The sequence below is a fragment of the Streptomyces sp. NPDC057445 genome (assembly GCF_042802855.1).
GTDB lineage: Bacteria > Actinomycetota > Actinomycetes > Streptomycetales > Streptomycetaceae > Streptomyces.
This window is the reverse complement of the sequence record NZ_JBHVDH010000001.1, coordinates 1,068,836-1,092,360: the sequence shown is the minus strand read 5'-3', so window position 1 is coordinate 1,092,360 and position 23,525 is coordinate 1,068,836. Positions and strand designations below refer to the sequence as shown.

Below are 23,525 nucleotides of genomic sequence, written 5' to 3'. Positions count from 1 at the left end.
GAAAGCGGGGGCCCAACGCCCCTGTAGATTTAGCACCACCCGTACCCAATGGGGCGCCGGGCCCTCGACAGGGCCCGGCGCCACTGTCGTACCGGACCGTCGCGCGGGCCGCGCGCGCCCTTGCGGAGTCGACGGTGACGGCTTCACGACCCTGTGGGCTCTCTGAAGGAGGACCACCCGCACCCGGCCGAGGGCGAGCTGCCGACGGCAGGCTGTGTGACGGGGAGTACGTGACCGACGCGGGCGAGTCATGGCCCGGGAGCAGAGCAACGAGCAGGCCTTGTGCGGGAAATGAGACGTGCCGACCTGTATCCGCAGGGAACGGCCCGTGAGCCCGGATTCGCGTGCGCAAGCGGAGGTGGGGGCCTCGGCCGGCTTTGTCGACAAGGCAACTGGTCCTGATGGAGGCTCGATTCCGGGACTACGTCACACTTACACGCCCGCACGCTGGTCAACTCCCCTTATTCCGGGCATCGCACGCGCAACGACCTTGACGTGTCCGTGAAAAGTGGGAAGGCTGACGCGCGGCATGCGTATTTCTGGGGCGCGTGTGGGCGGGGGAGACGAAAGTTGACCCCCAGCGGCCTCTGCCTCATGACGCTGCATCAATGACATATAGCTACTGGGGGTAGCAGCCAGATGACCAAGAACACGCGGGTCCGTGTGGCACGGATAGCCGCTGGTGCGGTGATCGCCGCCGGCGCGTCCCTGACCGCCGCGGGCGCCGCTCAGGCTGTCGGCATCGGCGTGGACGTCGTGGGCGTCAAGGCCGAGGCCGGGGTCTCCAAGGAGGGCCTCGAGGTCGGTCTCGGCGTCGGCAACGACGACGAGGGCGGCGACAACAGTGGTGGCGACCAGGGTGGCAGCACCATCCTGGGCCAGACCGACGGTGGGACCACGACCGACGGTGGCACCACCACTGACGGTGGGACCACGACCGACGGTGGCACCACCACTGACGGTGGCACCACGACCGATGGTGGGACCACGACCGACGGTGGCACCACCACTGACGGTGGCACCACGACCGATGGTGGGACCACGACCGACGGTGGCACCACCAACGGCGGTAACGGCAACTCCGGCGGTAACGGCAACTCCGGGGGTAACGGCAACTCCGGGGGTAACGGCAACTCCGGCGGTAACGGCAACTCCGGCGGTAACGGCAACGCTGGTGGCAACGCCAACGGCGGTAACGGCAACTCCGGCGGCAACGCCACCGGCGGTGGCGACCAGGGCGGCTCCGCCGCCACCGGCGGTAACGGCGGCACCGACGGTGGCGCCGGTACCTGCACCGTGGACCTCGACGGGGCCGAGTGCGCCGACAACACGGACACGGACAACGCCGGCTCCCAGCCGGTCGAGCAGGGTGAGGCCAAGGAGGAGCTGGCGGAGACCGGTGCCGGCGAGACCACGTTCCTGCTGGTCGGCGCGGCGACGATGATCGCCGGTGGTATCGGCTTCCGGATGCTGCCGCGTCTCGTCGGTGGCGGGCGTACCGCTGTCTGAGTTTCGCGACAGCCGCTGTAGCGCTACGTGATCAGCAGTAACCGCACGTAACAAGGGCCCGAGGTGCTTCTCAGCACCTCGGGCCCTTGCCTGTGTCCGTGCGGGGGACCTATACGGTCTGGTGTGCCAGCAGTGCCACCGCGGCCACCAGGACCACCAGCAGCGTCAGCAGCGCGGCGGGGCTCAGGCCGGCCAGCGGGCCCTCCTGCTGGAGGCGCTCCCGGTTGGCGCGGCAGACGGGGCAGCGGCCCTCGCTGACGGGTGCCGCGCAGTTGGCGCACACCAGTCGGTCATAGGTCATGCGCTCTCCTCCTCCCGCGCGGGGACTCGCCTGCCGAGCCGTTTTCTCCGCGTTTCTCGGCGTGTCTTCTCCGCGTCAACGCTCGGGGAAACGCTTCCGTTCCCCCTACCACTGTGCCAGCTCCCGTGCGTTTCGGCGCGCCCCGCCGGATTACTCCGGTTCCGACCGGCTCCCCAACCGGACAAATGCCGCAACGCCGGGCGGCGACTGCACGCGCCGCGCCCAGTCGCGTAAGGTCACGCACACCTACTCCCGGCTGACCGTGGTGCACCCGTGATCCGATTCGACAACGTCTCCAAGACCTATCCCAAGCAGAACCGCCCCGCCCTGCGCGACGTCTCCCTGGAGGTCGAGAGGGGAGAGTTCGTCTTCCTCGTGGGCTCGTCCGGTTCCGGCAAGTCGACCTTTCTGCGGCTGCTCCTCCGCGAGGAGCGTGCCAGCCACGGGATGGTGCATGTTCTGGGCAAGGACCTCGCGCGCCTGTCGAACTGGAAGGTGCCGCACATGCGCCGCCAGCTCGGCACGGTCTTCCAGGACTTCCGCCTGCTGCCCAACAAGACCGTCGCGGAGAACGTGGCGTTCGCGCAGGAGGTCATCGGCAAGCCGCGCGGCGAGATCCGCAAGGCCGTCCCCCAGGTTCTCGACCTCGTCGGTCTCGGCGGCAAGGAGGACCGGATGCCCGGAGAGCTCTCCGGTGGTGAGCAGCAGCGCGTGGCCATCGCCCGGGCGTTCGTGAACCGCCCGATGCTGCTGATCGCGGACGAGCCGACCGGCAACCTCGACCCGCAGACCTCCGTCGGCATCATGAAGCTGCTGGACCGGATCAACAGGACCGGCACCACAGTGGTGATGGCGACCCACGACCAGAACATCGTCGACCAGATGCGCAAGCGCGTCATCGAGCTCGACCAGGGCCGGCTCGTACGCGACCAGGCGCGCGGCGTCTACGGCTACCAGCACTGAAAGGCTGAACGACTCGCCATGCGTGCCCAGTTCGTACTGTCGGAGATCGGCGTCGGTCTCCGCCGCAATCTCACGATGACCTTCGCGGTGATCGTCTCCGTGGCCCTGTCGCTCGCCCTCTTCGGCGGTGCGCTGCTCATGCGTGAGCAGGTCAGCACCATGAAGGACTTCTGGTACGACAAGGTCAACGTCTCCATCTTCCTCTGCAACAAGAACGATGCGGAGAGCGACGAGAAGTGCTCCAAGGGCGCGGTGACCGCCCAGCAGAAGGAGCAGATCGAGACCGATCTCGACAAGATGGACATCGTCGACGAGATCCACCACGAGACGGCCGACGAGGCCTACAAGCACTACCGGGAGCAGTACGGCGACACCCCGATCGCCGCGACGATCACACCGGACCAGATGCAGGAGTCGTTCCGGGTCAAGCTCAAGGACCCGGAGAAGTACCAGGTGGTGGCCACCGCCTTCGCGGGCCGGGACGGCGTGCAGTCCGTCCAGGACCAGCGCAACATCCTGCAGAACCTGTTCGACCTGATGAACGGCATGAACATCGCCGCGCTGTTCGTCATGGGCCTGATGCTGATCATCGCGTTGATGCTGATCGTCAACACCGTGCGTGTTTCGGCGTTCAGCCGCAGGCGTGAGACCGGGATCATGCGGCTCGTCGGCGCGTCCAGCTTCTACATCCAGATGCCGTTCATCATGGAGGCCGCCTTCGCGGGGCTGCTGGGCGGCGCGGTCGCCTGCGTCCTGCTGCTGGTCGGCCGGTACTTCCTGATCGACAACGGCCTGGCGCTCTCCGAGAAGATGCAACTCGTCAACTTCATCGGCTGGGACGCCGTGATCACCAAGCTTCCGCTGGTGCTGGCGATCGGCCTGCTGATGCCCGCCGTTGCCGCTTTCATCGCGTTGCGCAAGTACCTCAAGGTGTGACAAGCGCCCCTGGCGTCGTACGGTCAACCACCGTACGGCGCCTTTCGCTTGTCCTAGAGTGGGCGCCATGCCGGGCCCCGAATCACCCTCGATGCCCCGTGGTTTCCGCCGCGGGGCGGCCCTGACACTGGTGTTCGCGAGCGTGCTCGCCACCGCGTCGGCCACGGATCTGCTGCCCCGAGGCGGCGCGAAGCCGGCCGAACTGCCCGCGGCGCACGCCGCCGCCTCGACGGTCGACCGGGACGAACTCGCCCGAGCCGCCGCCGAGGCCATGGCCGACGGGAAGTCCGGGGCAGATGCGGCAGAGGAGGTCGTCAGCCGCAGCGGCGACCGCTGGGGCGCGGTGTACGACAAGGGGGAGTACGAGGAGTTCGAGCAGGCCCTCGACGGCGCCTACACCGGCGTCGGCCTGTGGGCGAGGCGCGGCGCCGGTGGCCGGGTCGAGGTCTCCCGGGTGCAGCGCGGTGGCCCCGCAGAGCGGGCCGGGATCCGGGCGGGCGACCAGCTGCGGACGGTCGACGGGAAGCCCATAGACCGGCGCCCGGTCAGCCAGGTGGTCGCGCTGCTGCGCGGTGACGGCAGCGGTGACGGCAGGAACGCCGGGGCCGGTTCGTCCGTCGTTCTCGGCCTCCAGCGCGGCGACCGTTCCTGGACCGAGACGCTGCGCAGGGCCCGGCTCGCCACCGAGGCCGTCACGGTCCAACGGCTCGACGGCGACGCTGTGATGATCAAGGTCGCGTCCTTCACCAAGGGCACGGGCAAGCGGGTGCGGGATGCCGTGCGGGATGCCCCCGCGGGCGCCGGTGTCCTGCTCGATCTGCGGGGCAACGGCGGCGGCCTGCTCTCGGAGGCCGTCACGGCCGCCTCCGCCTTCCTGGACGGCGGCCTGGTCGCCACGTACGACGTGCACGGCGAGCAGAAGGCTCTCTACGCCGGCTCCGGCGGCGACACCGAGCGGCCGGTCGTGGCCCTCGTCGACGGCGGCACGATGAGTGCGGCGGAGCTGGTCACGGGGGCGCTCCAGGACCGGGGCCGGGCGGTCACGGTGGGTTCGCGCACCTTCGGGAAGGGGTCGGTGCAGATGCCGGAGAAGCTGCCCGACGGCTCGGTGGCCGAGCTGACCGTCGGGCACTACCGGACTCCGGCCGGTCGTGACCTCGACGGAAAGGGCATCACCCCGGACCTCACGGTCGGTGAGGGGGCCGAGGAGCGGGCCCGGACAGTATTGAGTGGCCTCGGGACCGGGTCGTAGTGCGAAAATGACCGCACTATGGCAAAGGAAAAAGGGCGCAAGCTGATCGCGCAGAACAAGAAGGCGCGGCACGACTACCACATCCTCGACACCTACGAGTGCGGTCTCGTGCTGATGGGTACCGAGGTGAAGTCGCTGCGCCAGGGGCGGGCCTCGCTGGTGGACGGCTTCGTCCAGATCGACGACCACGAGGCGTGGCTGCACAACGTGCACGTGCCGGAGTACAGCCAGGGCACCTGGACCAACCACAGCGCCCGGCGCAAGCGCAAGCTGCTGATGCACCGGGCCGAGATCGACAAGCTGGAGTCCAAGTCCCAGGAGACGGGTCACACGATCGTGCCCCTCGCCCTGTACTTCAAGGACGGGCGGGCGAAGGTCGAGATCGCGCTCGCCAAGGGCAAGAAGGAGTACGACAAGCGGCAGACGCTCCGGGAGAAGCAGGACCGGCGTGAGACGGACCGGGTGATCTCGGCGGCGCGCCGGCGCCAGCGGGCCTGACCGGGACCGCGAGGCGGCCCGTTCCGCCCCGGGGCAGCCTGCCGTGCCGCCCGCATCGCCCCTGGGACACCCCGGAGGGCCGCGGGAATACGCTGGCGACGTCCTGCGTTGGTCACGTACGATGGCACCTGCCCCTCACAGCGGGGGCAAGCCACTCTGTCGCGCACAGCGGGGCAGGGATTGAAAAATCAACATGGGGATGATCGGTTTCGACAGCGGATGTCGAAGCAGGGGAAGCGAGCCGAGGAAGCGGCAATGATCTCGTAAACCATATGTCGCAACCAATAATCGCCACTTCCAAGAGCGATTCCCGCGCCTTCGCGCTCGCTGCCTAATTAGCAGCTAGCGAAGGCCTTCGGGTGTCAGCCCGGGGCTGTTCCCGACCCGGATCCTGGCATCAGCTAGGGGACTAAACCTCTAAGCCCGGTCACGGGGCCTAGAGGGAAATCAAACAGTGACTGAGCCCGTCGGAGACTTGTTCGCGTGATCTCCGGGGCCGAGAAAATCGCAGCGAACTGCGCTCGGAGAAGCCCTGATTCTGCACCGTTGGACGCGGGTTCGATTCCCGCCATCTCCACTCATCCCATGTGGGCAAAGGCCCGGCAGCCGTCACGGCAGCCGGGCCTTCGTCATGCCTGCCAGCGCCAGCGCGATGCCCGCCGCGACGACCGGGATCCCGTAGCCGTAGGCGGCGCCCGCGTGCTCCACGGTCCATCCGCCCGTCGCCGAGCCCGCCGCGACACCGCCGAGCAGTGCGGTGACGGCGAGGGTCATGCCCTCGTTCAGCCGGGCCGCGGGGGTGAGGCGCTGGATCACGCCCATCCCGGTCACCATCGTCGGAGCCGTCGCCATCCCGGCCACCAGCAGCGCACCGGCGAGGGCGAGCAGCGAGCCGGATGTGGTCGCCGCGAGCAGCGGCAGGGTCATCAGGGCCGTCATCGCCGCGAGGCACGCGACCAGGCCGGCGCTGCGGCGGGCCCTGCCGTACGCCAGTCCCGCCACGCACGACCCGGCGGCCTGCAGGCCCAGCACCGGTCCCGCCGCCGGGCCGTCGGCGAACGCGATCGTGACCACCTCCATGGACCCGAACACCGCCCCGGTCGCGAGGAAGACCGCGAGCATCGGGGCCATCCCGGGGACGCGGAGGGGCGAGCCCGCGAGGGTGCGGGGCGCGACCGGCGGCTCCGTGGCGCGCTGAGCCGCGAACACCAGCACGCCGGTGAGCAGGAGCACGGCTCCGACGAGCGTGCCGGCTTCCGGGAACAGTGCCGAGCAGAGAAAGGCCGCGAGCACCGGGCCGAGCATGAAGCACAGCTCGTCCGCGGCCTGCTCGAAGGAGTTCGCGGTGTGCAGGGCAGCCGCGTTCCCGGGCGTGGCCTCCTTGAAGATGTGGGCCCAGCGGGCCCGGGACATCCCGCCCGTGTTGGGCATGGTGGCGGTCGCGGCGTACGACGCGAAGAGCGTCCAGTCGGGGGCGTCGTACCGTACGCACAGCAGCAGGGCGACCTCGCCCAGCACGGCGAGCGCGGTGGCGGGAACGGCGACCCTCGCCTGGCCGTAACGGTCGACCTGCCGGGCCGTCCACGGGGCGACGACGGCGGTCGCGGCGAGCCCGGTCGCGGTGACGGCTCCGGCGAGCGCGTACGACCCCCGCGCCCCCGCGATCATGATCACGGCGCTCACCGCGAACATCCCCATGGGGAGGCGGGCGATGAGGTTGCCGACGGTGAAGGCGCGGGCTCCCGGGGTGCGGAAGAGACGAGTGTACGGGCCCGGCGGGCGCTGGCGGCCCGGCTCCTGGAAGGGCGGGGCGAGGACCAGCGTCCCTCCTGCCGTGGTCATCCTCTGTGGGTTGCTGCGGGCGGTCTTGTCAGGCATGGATCAAGGCTCGCCGGGGACGCCCTTGTGGGTCCAACACCTGTTCGGAGTCCATTGACGCACCCTTGTTGTAAATTCGGCGGCATGCCCCAGGACATCGAGCCCCGGCTGCTGCGCGCCTTCGTCGCCGTCGCGGGCGAGCTGCACTTCACCCGTGCCGCCGCCCGGCTGTACGTCGCCCAGCAGGCGCTCAGCCGTGACATCCGGCGGCTGGAGCGCGAGTTGGGCGCCGAGCTGTTCGTGCGGACCACCCGGCAGGTGACGCTCACGGCCGACGGAGACCGGCTGCTGCCGTACGCGCGCCGGGTCCTTGCCGCCCATGACGAGCTGGCGGCCGCCTTCGACGACGCCGACCGGCCGCTGCTCGTCGACCTCAACAGCGAGGGCATGGTCTCGGGGCGGGTGCTTGCCCGGGCCCGGGAACTCGCCCCCGGCAGCGAGCTGATGGCCCGCTTCGAGAGCGGGCTGACCGGCGCGGCCGCGGAGATCGTCGCCGGCCGGCTCGACGTGTCGTTCGGCCGGTTCGCCGGACTCGATCCGTCCGTCCGTGCGGTGCTCGAGCACCAGCCCGTACGGTTCGAGCCGATGGCCGTACTGCTGCCCGCGGACCACCCGCTGGCGGGACGCGACGAGGTGGAGCTGGACGCGCTCGCCGGCGAGTACGTCTACGCCGGGGCGGGCAATCCGAAGACCCTGGAGTGGACCGACCTCGCACGGCGGCTGTTCGAGGGGCGCGGTATCAAGATCTCCGCGCCCGCGCCCGTCGCGCTCGGCAGAGAAGAGTTCCGGCGGGTGATGGCGAGATACCGCCACCCGGTGCTCGCCGTCGTCGAGTTCCCACCCATGCCGGACACCGTGCTGCTGCCGCTCGTCGCGCCGGTGCCGCTGTCGCCGCTTTCGCTGGTCTGGCGGCGTGGACTGAGGCATCCCGGCCTGGATGCCCTCCGGGCGGCCGCCACCCGGCTCGCCGCCGAGGAGGGATGGCTGGAAATGCCCCCTGACAGCTGGCTCCCGGACCGTGACCGGTCTCTTATGCCGGACAACAACTGACACAGAGACCCAAGTGTCAGCGCGGTGCGCTACATTCATGACCCGGGTGCAATGCGGTAGGAGCGCCAGGACAGGGTGGGGGCCCGTGTCCGGCGACAGATCCGGCCACGTCGTGTGCGCACCCGATTCCGTTCAGTGGGGGATGTGCGTACAGCAGTGGAAAATTGGCGAGAAGACGCCCGTTTGGGGCGTACGCATGAGCCCAACGAGGTCACCGTCCAGCTCGATGGACTGGGACGACAGCTCTCGGAACTCCGGGACGGGCCGACTCCCCAGGACAGCTCCGACGGACCGGTGTTCGTCGACGCGAGCGGCCGGCGGAGCAAGAAGCTGCGCCGTGTCGGGTGGGTCCTGGCCATCGCCTGCGCCTGCTACGCCATCACCCTCGTCGTCGCCCTCGCCGGCGGCAATTCGAAGGCGCCCTGGCTGCTGATACCGGGCCCCGAGGACGAGAAGAACACCAGCACGGTGCAGGAGCAGCCGGCCGCCACCGACTCGCCCGCCGATCCGGTCGCCCCGGGAGGCACGCCCGGCGCCCCCGCACCCACCGACTCCACCGGTGCCGTCATCCCGCAGCAGCCGGATGGCACCTCCGGCGGTCCGCGCACCAGCGGCCGGCCGAGCGCGCCGGCCGCCCCCGGCCCCAGCACGGGGCCCAGCGACGGCGGCCCCGACGCGGGCGCCGACGGCGGTGCCGAGGGCGGCCTGCCCGACCCGGGCCCCTCCGTGCCCGTGCCTCCGGGCGGCGGTCCCGGCGGGCAGGAGCCCCCGCCGGCATCCCCGGACCCCACGGACACCGCGACAACACCGACGGAAGAGCCGCCCACCGATCCAGCGGCGGGCGAAGGCGGCCAGCAGGCCGCGGAAGGCGCACAGTAGATGAGAACCTCCGCCAGGCGAGCCCGTCCTACCGCGCGGGTCGTTCGCCGCAGGCTGCCCATGCGCTATCTGCTGCCCCTGCTGTTCCTCGTCGCCCTGCTCGCGATGCTGATGCTGCGCGGCTACGTCCACAGCGAGATCCTCGCCGACCACCGTGTGCGGCCCCCGGCCGACAGCGATCAGGTCCCCGAGAACATCCTCAAGGGCGGCCCGGTCATCGACGCGCGCGGCGGCATCACGCCCAAGGCCATGAGCGTCCCCGACAAGACGCTGGTGCTGACCTTCGACGACGGTCCGGACCCCGCCTGGACACCGAAGGTCCTCGACAAGCTGAAGGAATTCGACGCGCACGCCGTCTTCTTCGTGACCGGCACCATGGCCTCCCGCCACCCGGAACTGGTGGAGCGGATCGTCGCGGAGGGCCACGAGATCGGGTTGCACACCTTCAACCACCCGGACCTGTCGTTCCAGACGCAGCGCCGCATCGACTGGGAGCTCTCGCAGAACCAGCTGGCGATCGCCGGCGCCGCCGGCATCCGGACCTCCCTTTTCCGGCCGCCGTACTCGTCGTTCTCCGCCGCCCTGGACAACGAGTCATGGCCGGTGACGCAGTACATCGGCAGCCGTGGGTACATCACCGCGTTCAACAACACGGACAGCGAGGACTGGAAGCGCCCCGGCGTCGAGGCGATCGTCAAGCGCGCGACGCCGAAGGGCACCGAGGGCTCCATCGTGCTGATGCACGACTCCGGTGGTGACCGCTCCCAGACCGTCGCCGCGCTGGACCGCTTCCTGCCCGAGATGCAGCAGCGGGGCTACGAGTTCGCCAATCTGACCGAGGCGCTCGGTGCGCCGAGCGCCCACACCCGGGTCACGGGACCGGAGCTGTGGAAGGGCAAGGCCTGGGTCGCGGCCGTCGCCGTCTCCGAGGAGACCACCGGCGCCCTGACCGTCGGCCTCGCCGCGATCGGCGTGCTCGTCATCGCCCGCTTCGGGCTGATGCTGGTGCTGTCCTTCGGGCACGCCCGCAAGGTGCGCCGCCGCCGCTTCCGCTGGGGCCCGGCCGTCACGGAACCGGTGACGGTGCTGGTCCCCGCGTACAACGAGAAGGAGTGCATCGAGAACACGGTGCGCTCGCTCATGGCCAGCGACCACCCCATCGAGGTGATCGTCATCGACGACGGCTCGACGGACGGCACCGCGGACATCGTCGATGCGATGTGGCTGCCGAACGTACGGGTGGTGCGTCAGGTCAACTCCGGAAAGCCCGAAGCCCTCAACAACGGCATCCGCAACGCCCGCCACGACATCATCGTGATGATGGACGGCGACACCGTCTTCGAGCCGCCCACCGTGCGTGAGCTGGTCCAGCCCTTCGGAGACCCGCGCGTCGGCGCGGTCGCGGGCAACGCCAAGGTCGGCAACCGCGACTCCCTCATCGGTGCCTGGCAGCACATCGAGTACGTGATGGGCTTCAACCTGGACCGGCGGATGTACGACATGCTGGGCTGTATGCCCACCATCCCGGGCGCGGTCGGTGCCTTCCGCCGGGAGGCCCTGGAACGGGTCGGCGGCATGAGCGAGGACACCCTTGCCGAGGACACCGACGTCACGATGGCGATGCACCGCGACGGTTGGCGGGTCGTCTACGCCGAGCGGGCACGCGCCTGGACCGAGGCCCCGGAGTCCGTTCAGCAGTTGTGGTCCCAGCGCTACCGCTGGTCGTACGGCACCATGCAAGCCATCTGGAAGCACCGCAGGGCCGTGATCGAGAGCGGTCCGTCCGGCCGGTTCGGCCGCGTCGGCCTCCCCCTGGTCTCGCTCTTCATGGTGCTCTTCCCGCTGCTCGCGCCGCTCATCGATGTGTTCCTGCTGTACGGACTGGTCTTCGGCCCCACCGAGAAGACCGTCGTGGCCTGGCTCGGCGTCCTGGCCGTCCAGGCCGTCTGCGCCGCCTATGCGTTCCGGCTCGACAACGAGCGCATGGTGCATCTGATCTCGCTGCCCCTCCAGCAGATTCTCTACCGGCAGCTCATGTACGTGGTGCTGCTGCAGTCCTGGATAACCGCACTCACCGGCGGCCGGCTTCGCTGGCAGAAGCTCCGCCGTACCGGTGTGGTGGAGGCGCCGGGTTCGATACCGAGCCAGCGGCAGAGCAGTGAGGACCGGAGGCCTGTCGCATGACCACCCATTCCCTCGACATGGGCGGTGTGCCCCAAGCCAGGGCCCGGCACCGGGCCGAGGCTGCCCCGGCGGCCGCACAGAAACGGCCCGGCCGTGACCGCTATCTCGACCTTCTGCGTGCCGTCGCCCTGGTCCGCGTCGTCGTGTACCACATCTTCGGATGGGCCTGGCTGACGGTCCTCTTCCCCTCCATGGGCGTGATGTTCGCGCTGGCGGGATCGCTGATGGCACGCTCGCTCGCGCGGCCCGCGTGGAGTGTGATCCGGGGACGTGTCCGGCGACTGCTGCCGCCGATGTGGGCGTTCTCGGCGGTCGTTCTGCCGGTGATCCTCTACTTCGGCTGGAAGCCGGTGAAGGAAGAGGGCATCTGGTGGTTCATCAAGCTGGCCTGGTACATCGTCCCTGTCGGTGCACCGCCGTTCCCCTGGGAGAGCGGTGACAACGCGGGACTGCTGGAGAACACCTGGGCGGTGCAGGCCGTGGGCCCGCTCTGGTACATCCGCGCATACCTCTGGTTCGTGATCGCCTCGCCTCTGCTGCTGTGGGCGTTCCGCAGAATGCCGTGGGCGACGCTCATCGCGCCGCTCGGACTCACCGCCGTCGTCGGCTCCGGGCTCATCACGATTCCCGGCGAGACCGGAAACGCGATCACCGACTTCGCTTGCTACGGCTCCTGCTGGGTACTCGGCTTCGCCCACCAGGAGGGCATGTTCGAAAAGGTCCCGCGCTATATGACGGTGTCCGCGTCCGCGCTGATCATGGCCTTCGGTCTGTGGTGGGCCTCCGGGCATCTGACCGCCGACGGGTGGGACCTCAACGACATCCCGCTCGCCCAGGCGACCTGGTCGTTCGGATTCTGCGTGATCCTCCTGACGTACTCGCCGTCCTGGCAGCAGCTGCCCGGGAAGCTCGCCCGTCTCGACAGCCTGGTCACCCTCGCCAACAACCGTGCCGTGACGATCTACCTCTGGCACAACCTGCTGATCATGGCGACGATTCCGATCATCGACCTGTCGTGGGAGATCCCGTTCGTCGACGAACACCTGGGGACGTACATCGAGTCGGCCTACACGTGCCTGATGCTGATCGCCGTATGGCCGCTGATCGGTCTGACGATCGTCGCCGTGGGGTGGCTGGAGGACGTGGCGGCCAAGCGCAGACCGCGGTTGTGGCCCAACGGCGCGTCGCGCACGAAGAGGCGCTCACACCAGGCCTGAGCCCCGGGTGAGAGCAAGGTTCCACATCGGTCACCTCACGGCACGGGACTGAAACCCGCCTTCCCTAGCTTCGGATCCACTACCCGAAGCAGCAAACGGAGGCGTGCCATGGCCGGCAGGTGGATCGAGCGGTGGGACCCGGAGGACGAGGCCTTCTGGAAGGAGAAGGGCGAGCGGATCGCCCGGCGGAATCTGGCCTTCTCCGTACTGTCCGAGCACATCGGGTTCTCCATCTGGACCCTGTGGTCGGTGATGGTCCTGTTCATGGGGCCCGAGTACGGGGTGGACCCGGCCGGCAAGTTCTTCCTGATCGCGACGGCGACCCTGGTGGGGGCCGCCATCCGGGTGCCGTACACCTTCGCCGTGGCGCGCTTCGGCGGCCGGAACTGGACCATCTTCAGCGCGCTGATGCTGCTGCTGCCGACCGGCGCCGCCTACCTGGTGATGGAGCCGGGGACGTCGTACGGGACGTTCCTGGCGGTCGCGGCGCTCACCGGCGTCGGCGGCGGTAACTTCGCCTCGTCCATGACCAACATCAACTCCTTCTTCCCGCTGCGGAAGAAGGGCTGGGCGCTCGGGCTCAACGCGGGCGGCGGGAACATCGGCGTGCCGGTGGTGCAGCTCGTCGGGCTGCTGGTGATCGGTACGGCGGGCGCCGCGCACCCGAAGGTCGTGCTCGGCGTCTACATCCCGCTCATCGCGATCGCCGCGCTCTGTGCCGCGCTGTTCATGGACAACCTCGCGCCCGTGAAGAACGACACCGGTGCGGCGAAGGAGGCCGTGAGGGACGCCCACACCTGGATCATGGCGTTCCTCTACATCGGGACGTTCGGATCCTTCATCGGCTACAGCTTCGCCTTCGGGCTCGTCCTGCAGACCCAGTTCGGGCGTACGCCCCTGCAGGCCGCCTCGCTCACCTTCATCGGGCCGCTGCTCGGCTCCCTCATCAGGCCGGTCGGCGGGGCGCTCGCGGACCGCTACGGCGGGGCGAGGATCACGCTGTGGACGTTCGCAGCGATGGCCGGCGCCACCGGTGTCGTCGTCCAGGCATCCGTGGCGAAGTCGCTGCCGGTCTTCCTCGTCGGTTTCATCGCGCTGTTCATCCTCAGCGGGCTCGGCAACGGCTCCACGTACAAGATGATCCCCGGCATCTTCCAGGCCAAGGCACTGGCCAAGGGGATGACGGGCGAGGCGGCGGAGGCGTACGGCCGCAGGCTGTCGGGCGCTTCGATGGGGCTGATCGGCGCGGTGGGTGCGCTCGGCGGGCTCGGCATCAACCTGGCCTTCCGGCAGTCGTTCCTGACGGCGGGCTCGGGGACGGGCGCGTTCGTCGCCTTCCTCGTCTGCTACGCCGTGTGTTTCGCGGTGACCTGGGCGGTATACCTTCGCCGGCCCGCGACCCGGCCCGCACCGGCCGCCACCGCGGAGGCGAAGCCCCAGCTCAGCTACGCCGAGGTGTGAGGCCGCGTGGACCGGTATGTCTCGTAACGACGCGGAAATGCAACCGAACCGAGCCTGTCACGCCCGCTTGCCAGGCTCGGTCGGCATGTACGACGGACAGCACCTCTCCGCTCCGGGGCCGCTCGCCGGCTTCACGGTCGGCGTCACCGCGGCGCGCCGCGCCGATGAACTCGGCGCACTGCTCCAGCGTCGCGGTGCGACCGTGCTGCACGCGCCCGCCCTGCGGATCGTGCCGGTCGCCGACGACGGTGAACTCCTCGCCGCGACGAAGGAACTCATCGGCGACGCCCCGGACGTCGTCGTCGCCACGACCGCGATCGGCTTCCGCGGCTGGGTCGAGGCGGCGGACGGCTGGGGCTGCGGCGAGCAGCTGCTCGACTGCCTGCGCGGCGTCGAACTCCTCGCGCGCGGGCCGAAGGTGAAGGGGGCGATCCGGGCGGCCGGACTGACGGAGGCGTGGTCACCGACCTCCGAGTCGATGGCCGAGGTGCTGGACCGGCTTCTCGCAGAGGGAGTCGAAGGCCGTCGTGTCGCCCTGCAGCTGCACGGCGAACCGCTGCCGGGATTCGTGGAGGCGCTGAGGGCCGGGGGAGCGGACGTCGTCGTCGTACCGGTGTACCGGTGGATGCCGCCGGAGGACGTGGCCCCGCTGGACCGGCTGCTGGACGTCACCGTCGCGCGGTCGCTGGACGCCCTGACCTTCACCAGCGCACCGGCGGCCGCGTCGCTCTTCTCCCGCGCCGAGGAACGCGGGCTGCTCCCGGAGCTGCTGGACGCCCTCGGCCACGATGTCCTCGCGGCCTGCGTGGGGCCGGTCACCGCGGTGCCGCTGCAGGCCCGCGGTCTGGACACGGTCCAGCCGGAGCGTTTCCGGCTCGGACCGCTCGTCCAGGTCCTCTGCGTCGAACTCCCCTCGCGCGCCCGGACCCTGCCGATCGCAGGCCGTCGTGTCGAGATCCGTGGCCACGCGGTCCTGGTCGACGACGACCTGCGCCCCGTCCCGCCCGCGGGGATGTCGCTGCTCAACACCCTGGCCCGCCGCCCCGGCTGGGTGGTCTCCCGCGCCGACCTGCTCCGCGCGCTGCCCGGCGCGGGTCGCGACGAGCATGCCGTCGAGACGGCCATGGCCCGGCTGCGTACGGCACTCGGGGTGCCCAATCTCATCCAGACCGTGGTGAAGCGGGGTTACCGGCTGGCGCTGGATCCGGCGGCGGACGCCAAGTACGCGGACGCCTGACCTCCTTCCTCCCCGTCGCCGCGCGACGAAGCGGACAGGGCGCGGCACAGGCAGATCAGGGCCGTGGTGGTCATGGAACCGCCCGGGCGACGTTCCAGGCCACCCACGGCGCCTCGAAGGCCTCCCGGGAGGCCGCGGGGGCGGCCGATGCGGTGGCCAGGGTTCGTCGAGGGGGACGTTGGCGAGCGAGGTGACGGCGAGGACGGTCGCGTCGAGGAAGAGGGCCGCGACCATCCAGTGCCGGACGGACGTGGCCCGCTGCTGCCAGGCAGCGGGACCCGTCAGCACGAGCGCACCGAAGAACGGGCTGAAGTACACCGGGTTCCGGATCACCTCGTTGATGTCACGCATGACCGTGACGTACGTACGGTCGTCCCCGCGCGCCGGCAGTACTCGCCGACGCCGCTCGCAGCGCGTGCTCGCCAAGGTGGCGTTCGAGCCGGTCGGCGCAAGCCCGTTATCTCCGCATAGACGGTGAATTGGCGCGACCACCGGCTGGTCGGGCGCATCCTGAACGATGATCCGCCTCCTGCGCGAGGGGTTCCGGCGACGGGCCGTCACAGGCACCCTGAACTCATGGGCATCGGCTCGTACGAGTGGCGGTTCGATTCGGGACGTGTGTGTCTGGACCTTGTGGCGAGCGGGGAGCCCGCCGCGTCCGGCCCGGGCCCCCTCGACCGGCCGGAGCGGCTCGGCCGCTGGCTGGTGGCCGCGGGGCTGCTGCCCGCCGGCACACCGCTCGACCCTGTCGGTCCCGACTGGGTCGACCGCTTCACCGAACTCCGGGACTGCATACGCCTCCTGGTTTACGCACAGGTGGAAACCGGCACAACCCGCCCACCTGGCGCAACCCGCCCACCCGGCACGGCGCTCGACCTGCTCAACGCGCTCGCCGCCGACGCCGCCCCGCCCGCCGTCAGGGCCGTACGGGGCGACGACGGGGCGCTCGTACGCGCCCCGCTCGCCCGGCCCGAGTGCGGCGCGCTGCTCGCCGCGGTCGCGCGCGACGCCGTGGACCTGCTCACCGACCCCGTCGCCCGCGCCGGGCTGCGGCGCTGCGAGGGCGACAACTGCCGCCGTGTGTACGTCGACACCTCGCGCGGACGGCGCAGGCGCTGGTGCTCCAGCGAGGTGTGCGGCAACCGGGAGCGGGTGGCCCGGCACCGCCGCAGGGCGGCTGTCGCGCGTGCCTGACGCGGGGTTCGTCACCGCAGTTCGGAGCGTGTTCAGGACCTCGCAGGGGGCCGGGCCCCGACCCCCATGGAAAAGATCTTGAAAGATTTTCCGTGCCCGTTGAGACGATCGCCCCATGCCTCCGTAGTGATGGAAGACAGGGAAGCAGTCCAGACATCAAACAGGGTCTCGACCGGGAGGTTCAGGTGCGCAAGGATGCCGCCGTGGCCGATGACCGTTCAAGGCAGGCCCGGCATCGAGCTGTGACACCGCGCACCGGTTCCTCCGTCCCCGACGAGGAGCTGATGCGCGCGCTGTATCAGGAGCATGCCGGACCCCTCCTCGCTTATGTACTGCGCCTCGTCGCCGGCGATCGCCAGCGGGCCGAGGACGTCGTGCAGGAGACGCTCATCCGTGCCTGGAAAAACGCCGGTCAGCTCAATAGGGCTACCGGCTCTGTCCGACCCTGGCTGGTGACGGTCGCACGCCGCATCGTCATCGACGGTCACCGCAGCCGGCAGGCCCGGCCGCAGGAGGTCGATCCGTCGCCGCTGGAGGTCATGCCCGCGGAGGACGAGATCGACAAGGCGTTGTGGCTGATGACGCTTTCGGATGCGCTTGACGATTTGACCCCGGCGCACAGGGAAGTACTCGTCGAGACGTACTTCAAGGGGCGCACGGTCAATGAGGCGGCCGAAACTCTCGGCATACCGAGCGGGACCGTGCGGTCCCGTGTTTTCTATGCACTGCGTTCCATGAAGCTCGCTCTGGAGGAGAGGGGGGTCACGGCATGAACAGGCAGGATCCGTACGGACAATACGGACAGTCAGGAGAGTCCGAGCAGGGATCGATCCATGAAACCGCCGGGGCGTACGTCCTCGGCATTCTGGACGACGCGGAAGCCACCGCCTTCGAGGCACATCTGGCGGGCTGCGACATCTGCGCCGCCCACCTCGAGGAGTTCGCGGGGATGGAGCCGATGCTGGCCATGCTGGCGGAGTCCCCCGGTGGGCAGCAGCCCGCCGTGCCGCCCCAGTCGGCCGGGCTGCCGTTCAGCAGCACCCTCATGGAACCGCCCTCGCGCCGGCCCGGTGCGTCGGTCCCGACCGCGCCCAGCCCTCAGCTGCTGAACCGGCTGGTCGGTGAGGTCGCCGTCAAACGCGACCGCAAGCGACGGCGCAGCATGTACATGATCGCCGCATCGGTGATCCTGATCTTCGGTGGTCCGGCCGTCGCGGTGGTCGTCACCAACGACGACGCCTCTGCGGGTGTCGCCGCTCCCCACCCGACGAGCCCGGCCGAGGACGCCTTCTTCAACCACATGGAGGAGAAGGTCGAGGCCACGGACGCGATCTCCAAGGTCACCGCCACGGTCGGCCTGGAGAAGAAGGCCTGGGGCACCCATACGGTCCTGGAGCTCAAGAACGTCAAGGGCCCGCTCAAGTGCAACCTGGTCGCCGTCTCGAAGACCGGCGAGGAAGAGGTGGTCACCTCCTGGGCCGTGCCGAAATGGGGCTACGGCATCCCGGACAGCACGAACGAGATGGCCAAGAAGCCGCTGTACGTGCACGGCGGCGCGGCCATGGAGCGGAACGACATCGACCACTTCGAGGTCCGTACGTTCGACGGAAAACGCCTGGTCGAGGTAGACGCCTGAGATTCTCGGCCTGACACAGAGGCCCCCCTTCGCGTACGGTTGACGGCTGCCCAGTGCACGTCAGAAGGGGGCCTCGGTGGCCGCGCAGGAAGCCGCTGTCGACACGGTCCGGGACCGTGAGATCGGTGTCGAACAGGAACATCTGGACCAGGTGTACCGGCGTCTCGAGGAGAAGATCCACGAGGCCGAGTTCCTGATGCACGACGCCGCCAAGCGAGGTCAGGTCGGCACGCCCGGCGCACTCGCCGAGCGGGACGCCCAGGTCTACCGGGCCGGTGTCCACCTCAACCGGCTCAACAACGAGTTCGAGGACTTCCTCTTCGGCCGGATCGACCTGCTGCGCGGCAAGGACGGCCAGAAGGGCCCCGACGGCGCGTACACCTCGGTCGAGCCGGCCGATGACGCCGTGCGGGACGACAACACGGCCGAGATCGCGGAAACCCTCCACATCGGCCGTATCGGCGTCCTCGACTCCGACTACGCGCCGCTGGTCATCGACTGGCGCGCCCCGGCCGCCGCCCCCTTCTACCGCTCCACCCCGGTCGACCCCGGCCGTGTGGTGCGCCGCCGGGTCATCCGCTCCAAGGGCCGCAGGGTCCTCGGGGTCGAGGACGACCTGATGCGTCCCGAACTCAGCGCCAGTCTGGGCGGCACCGAGCTGCCCGTCATTGGCGACGGCGCGCTGATGGCCGCCCTCGGCCAGGCCCGCAGCCACACCATGCGCGACATCGTGGCCTCCATCCAGGCCGAGCAGGACCTGGTGATCCGCGCACCCGCCGCCTCCGTGACCTATGTCGAGGGCGGCCCCGGCACCGGCAAGACGGCGGTGGCGCTGCACCGCGCCGCGTATCTGCTCTACCAGGACCGGCGGCGGTACGCGGGCGGCATCCTGGTCGTCTCGCCGACCCCGCTGCTCGTCGCGTACACCGAAGGCGTGCTGCCGTCGCTCGGCGAGGAGGGGCAGGTCGCGATCCGCGCGGTCGGCTCGCTGGTGGACGGCGCGGAGGCGACGACGTACGACGACCCGGCGGTCGCCCGTGTCAAGGGTTCGTCGCGCATGCTGAAGGTGCTGCGCAAGGCTGCGCGCGGCGCCCTGGAGTTCGGCGACGCGCCCGACCGGCTGCGGGTCGTGGCCTTCGGGCGGCGACTGGAGCTGGAGGGCGATGAGCTCCAGCGCATCCGCCACAACGTGCTGGGCGGCACCGCGCCCGTGAATCTGCTGAGGCCGCGCGCCCGCCGACTGCTCCTGGACTCGCTGTACGCCAGGTCCGGCGCGGCGACCAGGCACACGGACCCGGAGCTGGCTGCCGAGCTGCGGTCGTCGTTCGACGAGGACGTCTCGTCCGAGGACGCGTTCATCGCGTTCCTGGACGCCTGGTGGCCCGAGCTCACCCCGCGCGGTGTGCTCGACGCCATGGCCGACGAGAGGCGTCTCGGACGGTGGGCGCGCAGGATCCTCAACCCGGGCGAGGTGCGCCGGCTCGCCCGCAGCCTGAGGCGCGACGGTCTGTCCGTGCACGACGTGGCGATCCTCGACGAGCTGCAGATGCTGCTCGGCACCCCGGCCCGCCAGAAGAAGAAGCGCGAACTCGACCCGCTGGACCACCTCACCGGTCTGGAGGAGCTGATGCCGCAGCGCGAGGAGACCCAGCGCGAGCGGGCCGAGCGGCTGGCGGCGGAGCGCATCGAGTACGCCCATGTCATCGTCGACGAGGCGCAGGACCTCACACCCATGCAGTGGCGCATGGTCGGCCGCCGTGGCCGCCACGCCACCTGGACGATCGTGGGCGACCCGGCCCAGTCGTCCTGGGCGGACCAGGACGAGGCGGCCGAGGCCCGCGACGAGGCGCTGGGCACCCGCCCGCGCCGCCGCTTCGAGCTGACCGTGAACTACCGCAACCCGTCCGAGATCGCGGAGATTGCCGCCCGGGTGCTGGCCCTGGCGATGCCCGGGATGGAGTCCCCGCGAGCGGTGCGCTCCACCGGCGTACGCCCGCGCTTCACCGTCGCACGGGACGACCTGGAGCGGACCGTGCGGGAGGAGGCGCAGCGCCTTCTCGACCAGGTCGACGGCACGATCGGCGTAGTGGTCGCGATGAACCGGCGGGAGGAGGCCGCTCGCTGGCTGGCGGACCTCGGCGACCGGGTGGTGGCGCTGGGCTCACTGGAGGCGAAGGGCCTGGAGTACGACGCGACCGTCGTCGTGTCCCCGGCGGAGATCGTCGAGGGTATCTCCCGGGACGGCGCGCGCGGGGGAGAGTCCTCGGCCGGTCTGCGCGTGCTGTACGTGGCGCTCACCCGGGCGACGCAGCAGCTCACGATCGTCTCGGGGAAGGCGGACTCGCCGGACGCGGACGGTGTGCCGGGCCTGCTGAGGGGCTGAGGTCTCTCGTTCGGAACGTGCCGGGCTCGCGTGTCCTGGCGCCGCGAGCCGTCGGACGGCCGCCAGACCTTGCGGTCCGCACCTCGCCGCGTTGTCGCCGGTCGCCGACGTCCCCGGCTGCCGCTGGGAGGTGCCCCACCGCGTGGGCTCCTTGCCCCCGTAGGTCCGTTTCGGGGTCAACTGGCCGTTCGGGGAATCACCTTCCGGGACTCTTTGTTAGCCTGTCTGTGGCACCGGCTCGATCCAAGCCCCCGGGCCCAACCTTCGTCGCTCAGAGCGACCACTTGCCGCGAGGCGAGCATGGCGGGTCGGTGCCACTTAAAACGAGGAAGGAAGAGGTCCGCGTCACCGTGGGTGGCGCGGGCCTCTTCTGTTTCCCAACGGTTCTCGTATGGTGGAATATGCTTTCCGAAAACTAAACGACCAGTATTACCTGCTACTCGCAGGTAGGTGCGACCATCGGATGGCCTCGTCCGGCCGATCGCCGGACGTCGCAGCAATGAAGCTAGGGAAAGCAGAGGAATCCGGCCATGGCAACGGCGCCCAGCGTCTCGTACTCGATGACGGTCCGGCTGGAGGTGCCCGCGAGCGGAACCGCGGTGTCCCAGCTCACCACGGCGGTCGAATCCTCCGGCGGTTCGGTCTCCGGTCTGGACGTCACCGCGTCCGGTCACGAGAAGCTGCGGATCGACGTCACGATCGCGGCCACCTCCACCACGCACGCGGACGAGATCGTCGAGAAGCTGAGCGGCATCGAGGGCGTCGTCCTCGGCAAGGTCTCTGACCGTACGTTCCTGATGCACCTCGGCGGCAAGATCGAGATGCAGTCCAAGCACCCCATCCGCAACCGTGACGACCTCTCCATGATCTACACGCCGGGTGTGGCCCGCGTCTGCATGGCGATCGCGCAGAACCCCGAGGACGCCCGCCGCCTCACCATCAAGCGCAACTCCGTCGCAGTCGTGACGGACGGCTCCGCCGTGCTCGGTCTCGGCAACATCGGCCCCATGGCCGCACTGCCCGTCATGGAGGGCAAGGCGGCCCTCTTCAAGCGCTTCGCCGGCATCGACGCCTGGCCGCTCTGCCTCGACACCCAGGACACCGACGCGATCGTCGAGATCGTCAAGGCGATCGCCCCCGGCTTCGCCGGCATCAACCTCGAGGACATCTCCGCGCCCCGCTGCTTCGAGATCGAGGCGCGGCTGCGCGAGGCCCTCGACATCCCCGTCTTCCATGACGACCAGCACGGCACCGCGATCGTGGTGCTCGCCGCGCTCACCAACGCACTTCGCGTGGTGGGCAAGGCGGTTGGGGACGTACGGGTCGTCATGTCCGGCGCCGGAGCGGCCGGTACGGCCATCCTGAAGCTCCTCATCGCGGCGGGCATCAAGCACGCCGTCGTCGCCGACATCCACGGCGTCGTGCACGCCGGCCGCGAGGACCTCGTGGAGGCGGCGCCCGGGTCGGCGCTGCGCTGGATCGGGGACAACACCAACCCCGAGGGCGTCACCGGCACGCTGAAGCAGGCCGTCGTCGGTGCCGACGTCTTCATCGGCGTCTCCGCGCCCAACGTGCTGGGCGCGGAGGACGTCGCCGCCATGGCGGACGACGCCATCGTGTTCGCGCTCGCGAACCCGGACCCCGAGGTCGAGCCGGCAATCGCCCGCCAGACGGCGGCAGTTGTGGCCACGGGGCGCTCGGACTTCCCCAACCAGATCAACAACGTGCTGGTCTTCCCGGGCGTCTTCAGAGGGCTCCTGGACGCCCAGTCCCGTACGGTGAACACGGAGATGATGCTTGCGGCGGCAACGGCCCTCGCGGACGTCGTCACCGAGGACGAGCTCAACGCGAACTACATCATTCCCTCCGTCTTCAACGACAAGGTCGCGGGAGCGGTGGCGGGAGCCGTGCGCGAAGCCGCGAAGGCGGCAGGCGCCGCAGTGACGGGGAACACGTCGGTCTGACGTCCGTCCACGGCGCGTCGCGGGTCGCGGGGTCAGGAGCGCCCCTTTAGGGTGGCGGTCCATGAGCCCGCGACCGGGCAGGCATGCACTTGCGGTGGTCGTACGGCGGCTCCCGCTGTGGGCCGCCACGGCTCCGGGGAGTCCCCGAGGAGTCGACGGAACGTCACCACGACGAGGCAGTGGCGCTTTTCGTGTGACTCCGAAGGGTGCCGGATTGGCTTTCCCGCCGGTGGTGGGGGCAGGATGCGTAAACGGGCGCGAGGGTCTGACAGCAGACCCGGGTCCGGGGACTGTCCGAGGGCCCTGGCAGCATCGGCTTCGATCTCACGCCTCACAGGCAAGAAGAACACGGGAGTAACAACATGAACCGCAGTGAGCTGGTGGCCGCGATCGCCGACCGCGCCGAGGTGACCCGCAAGGACGCCGACGCCGTGCTGGCCGCTCTCGCCGAGGTCGTCGGCGAGGTCGTCGCCAAGGGCGACGAGAAGGTCACCATCCCCGGCTTCCTGACCTTCGAGCGCACCCACCGTGCCGCTCGCACCGCTCGTAACCCGCAGACCGGCGACCCGATCCAGATCCCGGCCGGCTACAGCGTGAAGGTCTCCGCGGGCTCGAAGCTCAAGGAAGCCGCGAAGGGCAAGTAAGCCCCAGCAGCACCATACGAGGGCGGCCACTCCAGGGACGGGGCGGCCGCCCTTGTCGTTCTCCGGCGGGCCCCTCCGGGCCTCCGGGGCCGGAGTCCCCTGCGGTGGGGCAGGGGCGGGCGTGACCCTGCCCGCGTACGGCGCAGCTTCCTGCGCCGGTGCGCCTCGGGCGACCTCGAAGAGGCCGGGTGCCCGCGGCGGCTGCTGCCTGGTGCCGACGCCCTGCCGGGGCACCGGGCCACGGACTGCCGCCCGCGCCCGCGCGGGGCGCCGACTGCCGCTCCCAGCCACCGCGCGCCCGCGCGGTGCCAGGGCCCACGGAGGCCCGGGCCTGCAGCC

19 protein-coding genes and 1 other RNA gene are annotated in these 23,525 nt (G+C 70.1%); 18 read left to right on the top strand and 2 right to left on the bottom strand.

Going from position 1 to position 23,525, the window contains the following annotated elements:
• Positions 1-639: 639 nt before the first annotated feature.
• Entirely contained in the window at positions 640-1,509 is an 870-nt protein-coding gene (locus ACFU5O_RS04820; protein ID WP_384236307.1) for a hypothetical protein, read from the top strand.
• A gap of 109 nt (positions 1,510-1,618) precedes the next feature.
• Here the strand turns inward: ACFU5O_RS04820 and ACFU5O_RS04815 are convergent, their stop codons facing one another.
• Entirely contained in the window at positions 1,619-1,810 is a 192-nt protein-coding gene (locus ACFU5O_RS04815) for a hypothetical protein (protein WP_384236305.1), read from the bottom strand.
• Positions 1,811-2,083: 273 nt separating this feature from the next.
• Here ACFU5O_RS04815 and ftsE point away from each other — a divergent pair, with 273 nt between their 5' ends.
• From ftsE to ssrA, 5 genes are all read left to right on the top strand, one after another.
• Positions 2,084-2,773: a cell division ATP-binding protein FtsE gene (gene ftsE, locus ACFU5O_RS04810; RefSeq protein WP_384236303.1), complete on the top strand. Its 690-nt coding sequence runs from the start codon at positions 2,084-2,086 to the stop codon at positions 2,771-2,773.
• 18 nt (positions 2,774-2,791) lie between these two features.
• Positions 2,792-3,709: a permease-like cell division protein FtsX gene (gene ftsX / locus ACFU5O_RS04805; protein ID WP_384236301.1), complete on the top strand. Its 918-nt coding sequence runs from the start codon at positions 2,792-2,794 to the stop codon at positions 3,707-3,709.
• A 67-nt stretch (positions 3,710-3,776) separates the two neighbouring features.
• Positions 3,777-4,961 carry a S41 family peptidase gene (locus ACFU5O_RS04800; protein ID WP_384236298.1) on the top strand — a complete coding sequence of 395 codons (1,185 nt, stop codon included), beginning with the start codon at positions 3,777-3,779 and terminating at the stop codon, positions 4,959-4,961.
• 18 nt (positions 4,962-4,979) lie between these two features.
• Positions 4,980-5,459: an SsrA-binding protein SmpB gene (gene smpB, locus ACFU5O_RS04795; protein WP_384236296.1), complete on the top strand. Its 480-nt coding sequence runs from the start codon at positions 4,980-4,982 to the stop codon at positions 5,457-5,459.
• A gap of 195 nt (positions 5,460-5,654) precedes the next feature.
• Positions 5,655-6,039: a transfer-messenger RNA gene (gene ssrA / locus ACFU5O_RS04790) on the top strand.
• A 29-nt stretch (positions 6,040-6,068) separates the two neighbouring features.
• Here the strand turns inward: ssrA and ACFU5O_RS04785 are convergent.
• Positions 6,069-7,301, bottom strand: a complete 1,233-nt coding sequence (locus ACFU5O_RS04785; RefSeq protein WP_384236443.1) for an MFS transporter — start codon at positions 7,299-7,301, stop codon at positions 6,069-6,071.
• 120 nt (positions 7,302-7,421) lie between these two features.
• On the opposite strand from ACFU5O_RS04785, the gene ACFU5O_RS04780 reads away from it, so the two are divergent.
• The 12 genes from ACFU5O_RS04780 (at position 7,422) to ACFU5O_RS04725 (ending at position 23,186) form a co-directional block, all read left to right on the top strand.
• Positions 7,422-8,387, top strand: coding sequence for a LysR family transcriptional regulator (locus tag ACFU5O_RS04780; RefSeq protein WP_384236294.1), 966 nt, complete (start codon positions 7,422-7,424; stop codon positions 8,385-8,387).
• A gap of 183 nt (positions 8,388-8,570) precedes the next feature.
• A complete protein-coding gene (locus tag ACFU5O_RS04775; protein WP_384236291.1) occupies positions 8,571-9,266 on the top strand; it encodes a hypothetical protein in 696 nt (231 codons plus the stop codon).
• Entirely contained in the window at positions 9,267-11,450 is a 2,184-nt protein-coding gene (locus tag ACFU5O_RS04770) for a bifunctional polysaccharide deacetylase/glycosyltransferase family 2 protein (protein ID WP_384236289.1), read from the top strand.
• Positions 11,447-12,667, top strand: a complete 1,221-nt coding sequence (locus tag ACFU5O_RS04765) for an acyltransferase (protein ID WP_384236287.1) — start codon at positions 11,447-11,449, stop codon at positions 12,665-12,667. The genes ACFU5O_RS04770 and ACFU5O_RS04765 overlap by 4 nt, the downstream gene beginning before the upstream one ends.
• A gap of 108 nt (positions 12,668-12,775) precedes the next feature.
• Positions 12,776-14,128: a nitrate/nitrite transporter gene (locus tag ACFU5O_RS04760; RefSeq protein WP_384236285.1), complete on the top strand. Its 1,353-nt coding sequence runs from the start codon at positions 12,776-12,778 to the stop codon at positions 14,126-14,128.
• A gap of 85 nt (positions 14,129-14,213) precedes the next feature.
• Positions 14,214-15,365: a uroporphyrinogen-III synthase gene (locus ACFU5O_RS04755; protein WP_384236282.1), complete on the top strand. Its 1,152-nt coding sequence runs from the start codon at positions 14,214-14,216 to the stop codon at positions 15,363-15,365.
• 576 nt (positions 15,366-15,941) lie between these two features.
• A complete protein-coding gene (locus tag ACFU5O_RS04750) occupies positions 15,942-16,559 on the top strand; it encodes a CGNR zinc finger domain-containing protein (protein WP_384236280.1) in 618 nt (205 codons plus the stop codon).
• Between the two features lie 185 nt (positions 16,560-16,744).
• Complete coding sequence (locus ACFU5O_RS04745; protein ID WP_384236278.1) at positions 16,745-17,332, top strand: sigma-70 family RNA polymerase sigma factor; 588 nt, start codon at positions 16,745-16,747, stop codon at positions 17,330-17,332.
• Positions 17,329-18,195: an anti-sigma factor family protein gene (locus ACFU5O_RS04740; RefSeq protein WP_384236275.1), complete on the top strand. Its 867-nt coding sequence runs from the start codon at positions 17,329-17,331 to the stop codon at positions 18,193-18,195. The genes ACFU5O_RS04745 and ACFU5O_RS04740 overlap by 4 nt, the downstream gene beginning before the upstream one ends.
• Positions 18,196-18,271: 76 nt before the next feature.
• Positions 18,272-20,578: a HelD family protein gene (locus ACFU5O_RS04735; RefSeq protein ID WP_384236273.1), complete on the top strand. Its 2,307-nt coding sequence runs from the start codon at positions 18,272-18,274 to the stop codon at positions 20,576-20,578.
• Between the two features lie 530 nt (positions 20,579-21,108).
• Complete coding sequence (locus ACFU5O_RS04730) at positions 21,109-22,542, top strand: NAD-dependent malic enzyme (protein WP_384236272.1); 1,434 nt, start codon at positions 21,109-21,111, stop codon at positions 22,540-22,542.
• A gap of 362 nt (positions 22,543-22,904) precedes the next feature.
• The gene (locus ACFU5O_RS04725) at positions 22,905-23,186 is read left to right on the top strand and encodes an HU family DNA-binding protein (RefSeq protein WP_384236270.1); all 282 of its coding nucleotides are present in this window, start codon (positions 22,905-22,907) and stop codon (positions 23,184-23,186) included.
• Positions 23,187-23,525: the final 339 nt, after the last annotated feature.

Excerpts from the sequence above, each read along its gene's own strand:
- ACFU5O_RS04780 (WP_384236294.1), top strand. The coding sequence starts at position 7,422 with ATGCCCCAGGACATCGAGCCCCGGCTGCTGCGCGCCTTCGTCGCCGTC.
- ACFU5O_RS04765 (WP_384236287.1), top strand. The coding sequence starts at position 11,447 with ATGACCACCCATTCCCTCGACATGGGCGGTGTGCCCCAAGCCAGGGCC.
- ACFU5O_RS04740 (WP_384236275.1), top strand. The coding sequence starts at position 17,329 with ATGAACAGGCAGGATCCGTACGGACAATACGGACAGTCAGGAGAGTCC.
- ACFU5O_RS04725 (WP_384236270.1), top strand. The coding sequence starts at position 22,905 with ATGAACCGCAGTGAGCTGGTGGCCGCGATCGCCGACCGCGCCGAGGTG.
- ACFU5O_RS04750 (WP_384236280.1), top strand. The coding sequence starts at position 15,942 with ATGGGCATCGGCTCGTACGAGTGGCGGTTCGATTCGGGACGTGTGTGT.
- ftsX (WP_384236301.1), top strand. The coding sequence starts at position 2,792 with ATGCGTGCCCAGTTCGTACTGTCGGAGATCGGCGTCGGTCTCCGCCGC.
- ACFU5O_RS04815 (WP_384236305.1), bottom strand. The coding sequence starts at position 1,810 with ATGACCTATGACCGACTGGTGTGCGCCAACTGCGCGGCACCCGTCAGC.
- ACFU5O_RS04755 (WP_384236282.1), top strand. The coding sequence starts at position 14,214 with ATGTACGACGGACAGCACCTCTCCGCTCCGGGGCCGCTCGCCGGCTTC.
- ACFU5O_RS04770 (WP_384236289.1), top strand. The coding sequence starts at position 9,267 with ATGAGAACCTCCGCCAGGCGAGCCCGTCCTACCGCGCGGGTCGTTCGC.
- smpB (WP_384236296.1), top strand. The coding sequence starts at position 4,980 with ATGGCAAAGGAAAAAGGGCGCAAGCTGATCGCGCAGAACAAGAAGGCG.
- ACFU5O_RS04785 (WP_384236443.1), bottom strand. The coding sequence starts at position 7,301 with ATGACCACGGCAGGAGGGACGCTGGTCCTCGCCCCGCCCTTCCAGGAG.
- ACFU5O_RS04820 (WP_384236307.1), top strand. The coding sequence starts at position 640 with ATGACCAAGAACACGCGGGTCCGTGTGGCACGGATAGCCGCTGGTGCG.
- ACFU5O_RS04730 (WP_384236272.1), top strand. The coding sequence starts at position 21,109 with ATGGCAACGGCGCCCAGCGTCTCGTACTCGATGACGGTCCGGCTGGAG.
- ACFU5O_RS04760 (WP_384236285.1), top strand. The coding sequence starts at position 12,776 with ATGGCCGGCAGGTGGATCGAGCGGTGGGACCCGGAGGACGAGGCCTTC.
- ACFU5O_RS04800 (WP_384236298.1), top strand. The coding sequence starts at position 3,777 with ATGCCGGGCCCCGAATCACCCTCGATGCCCCGTGGTTTCCGCCGCGGG.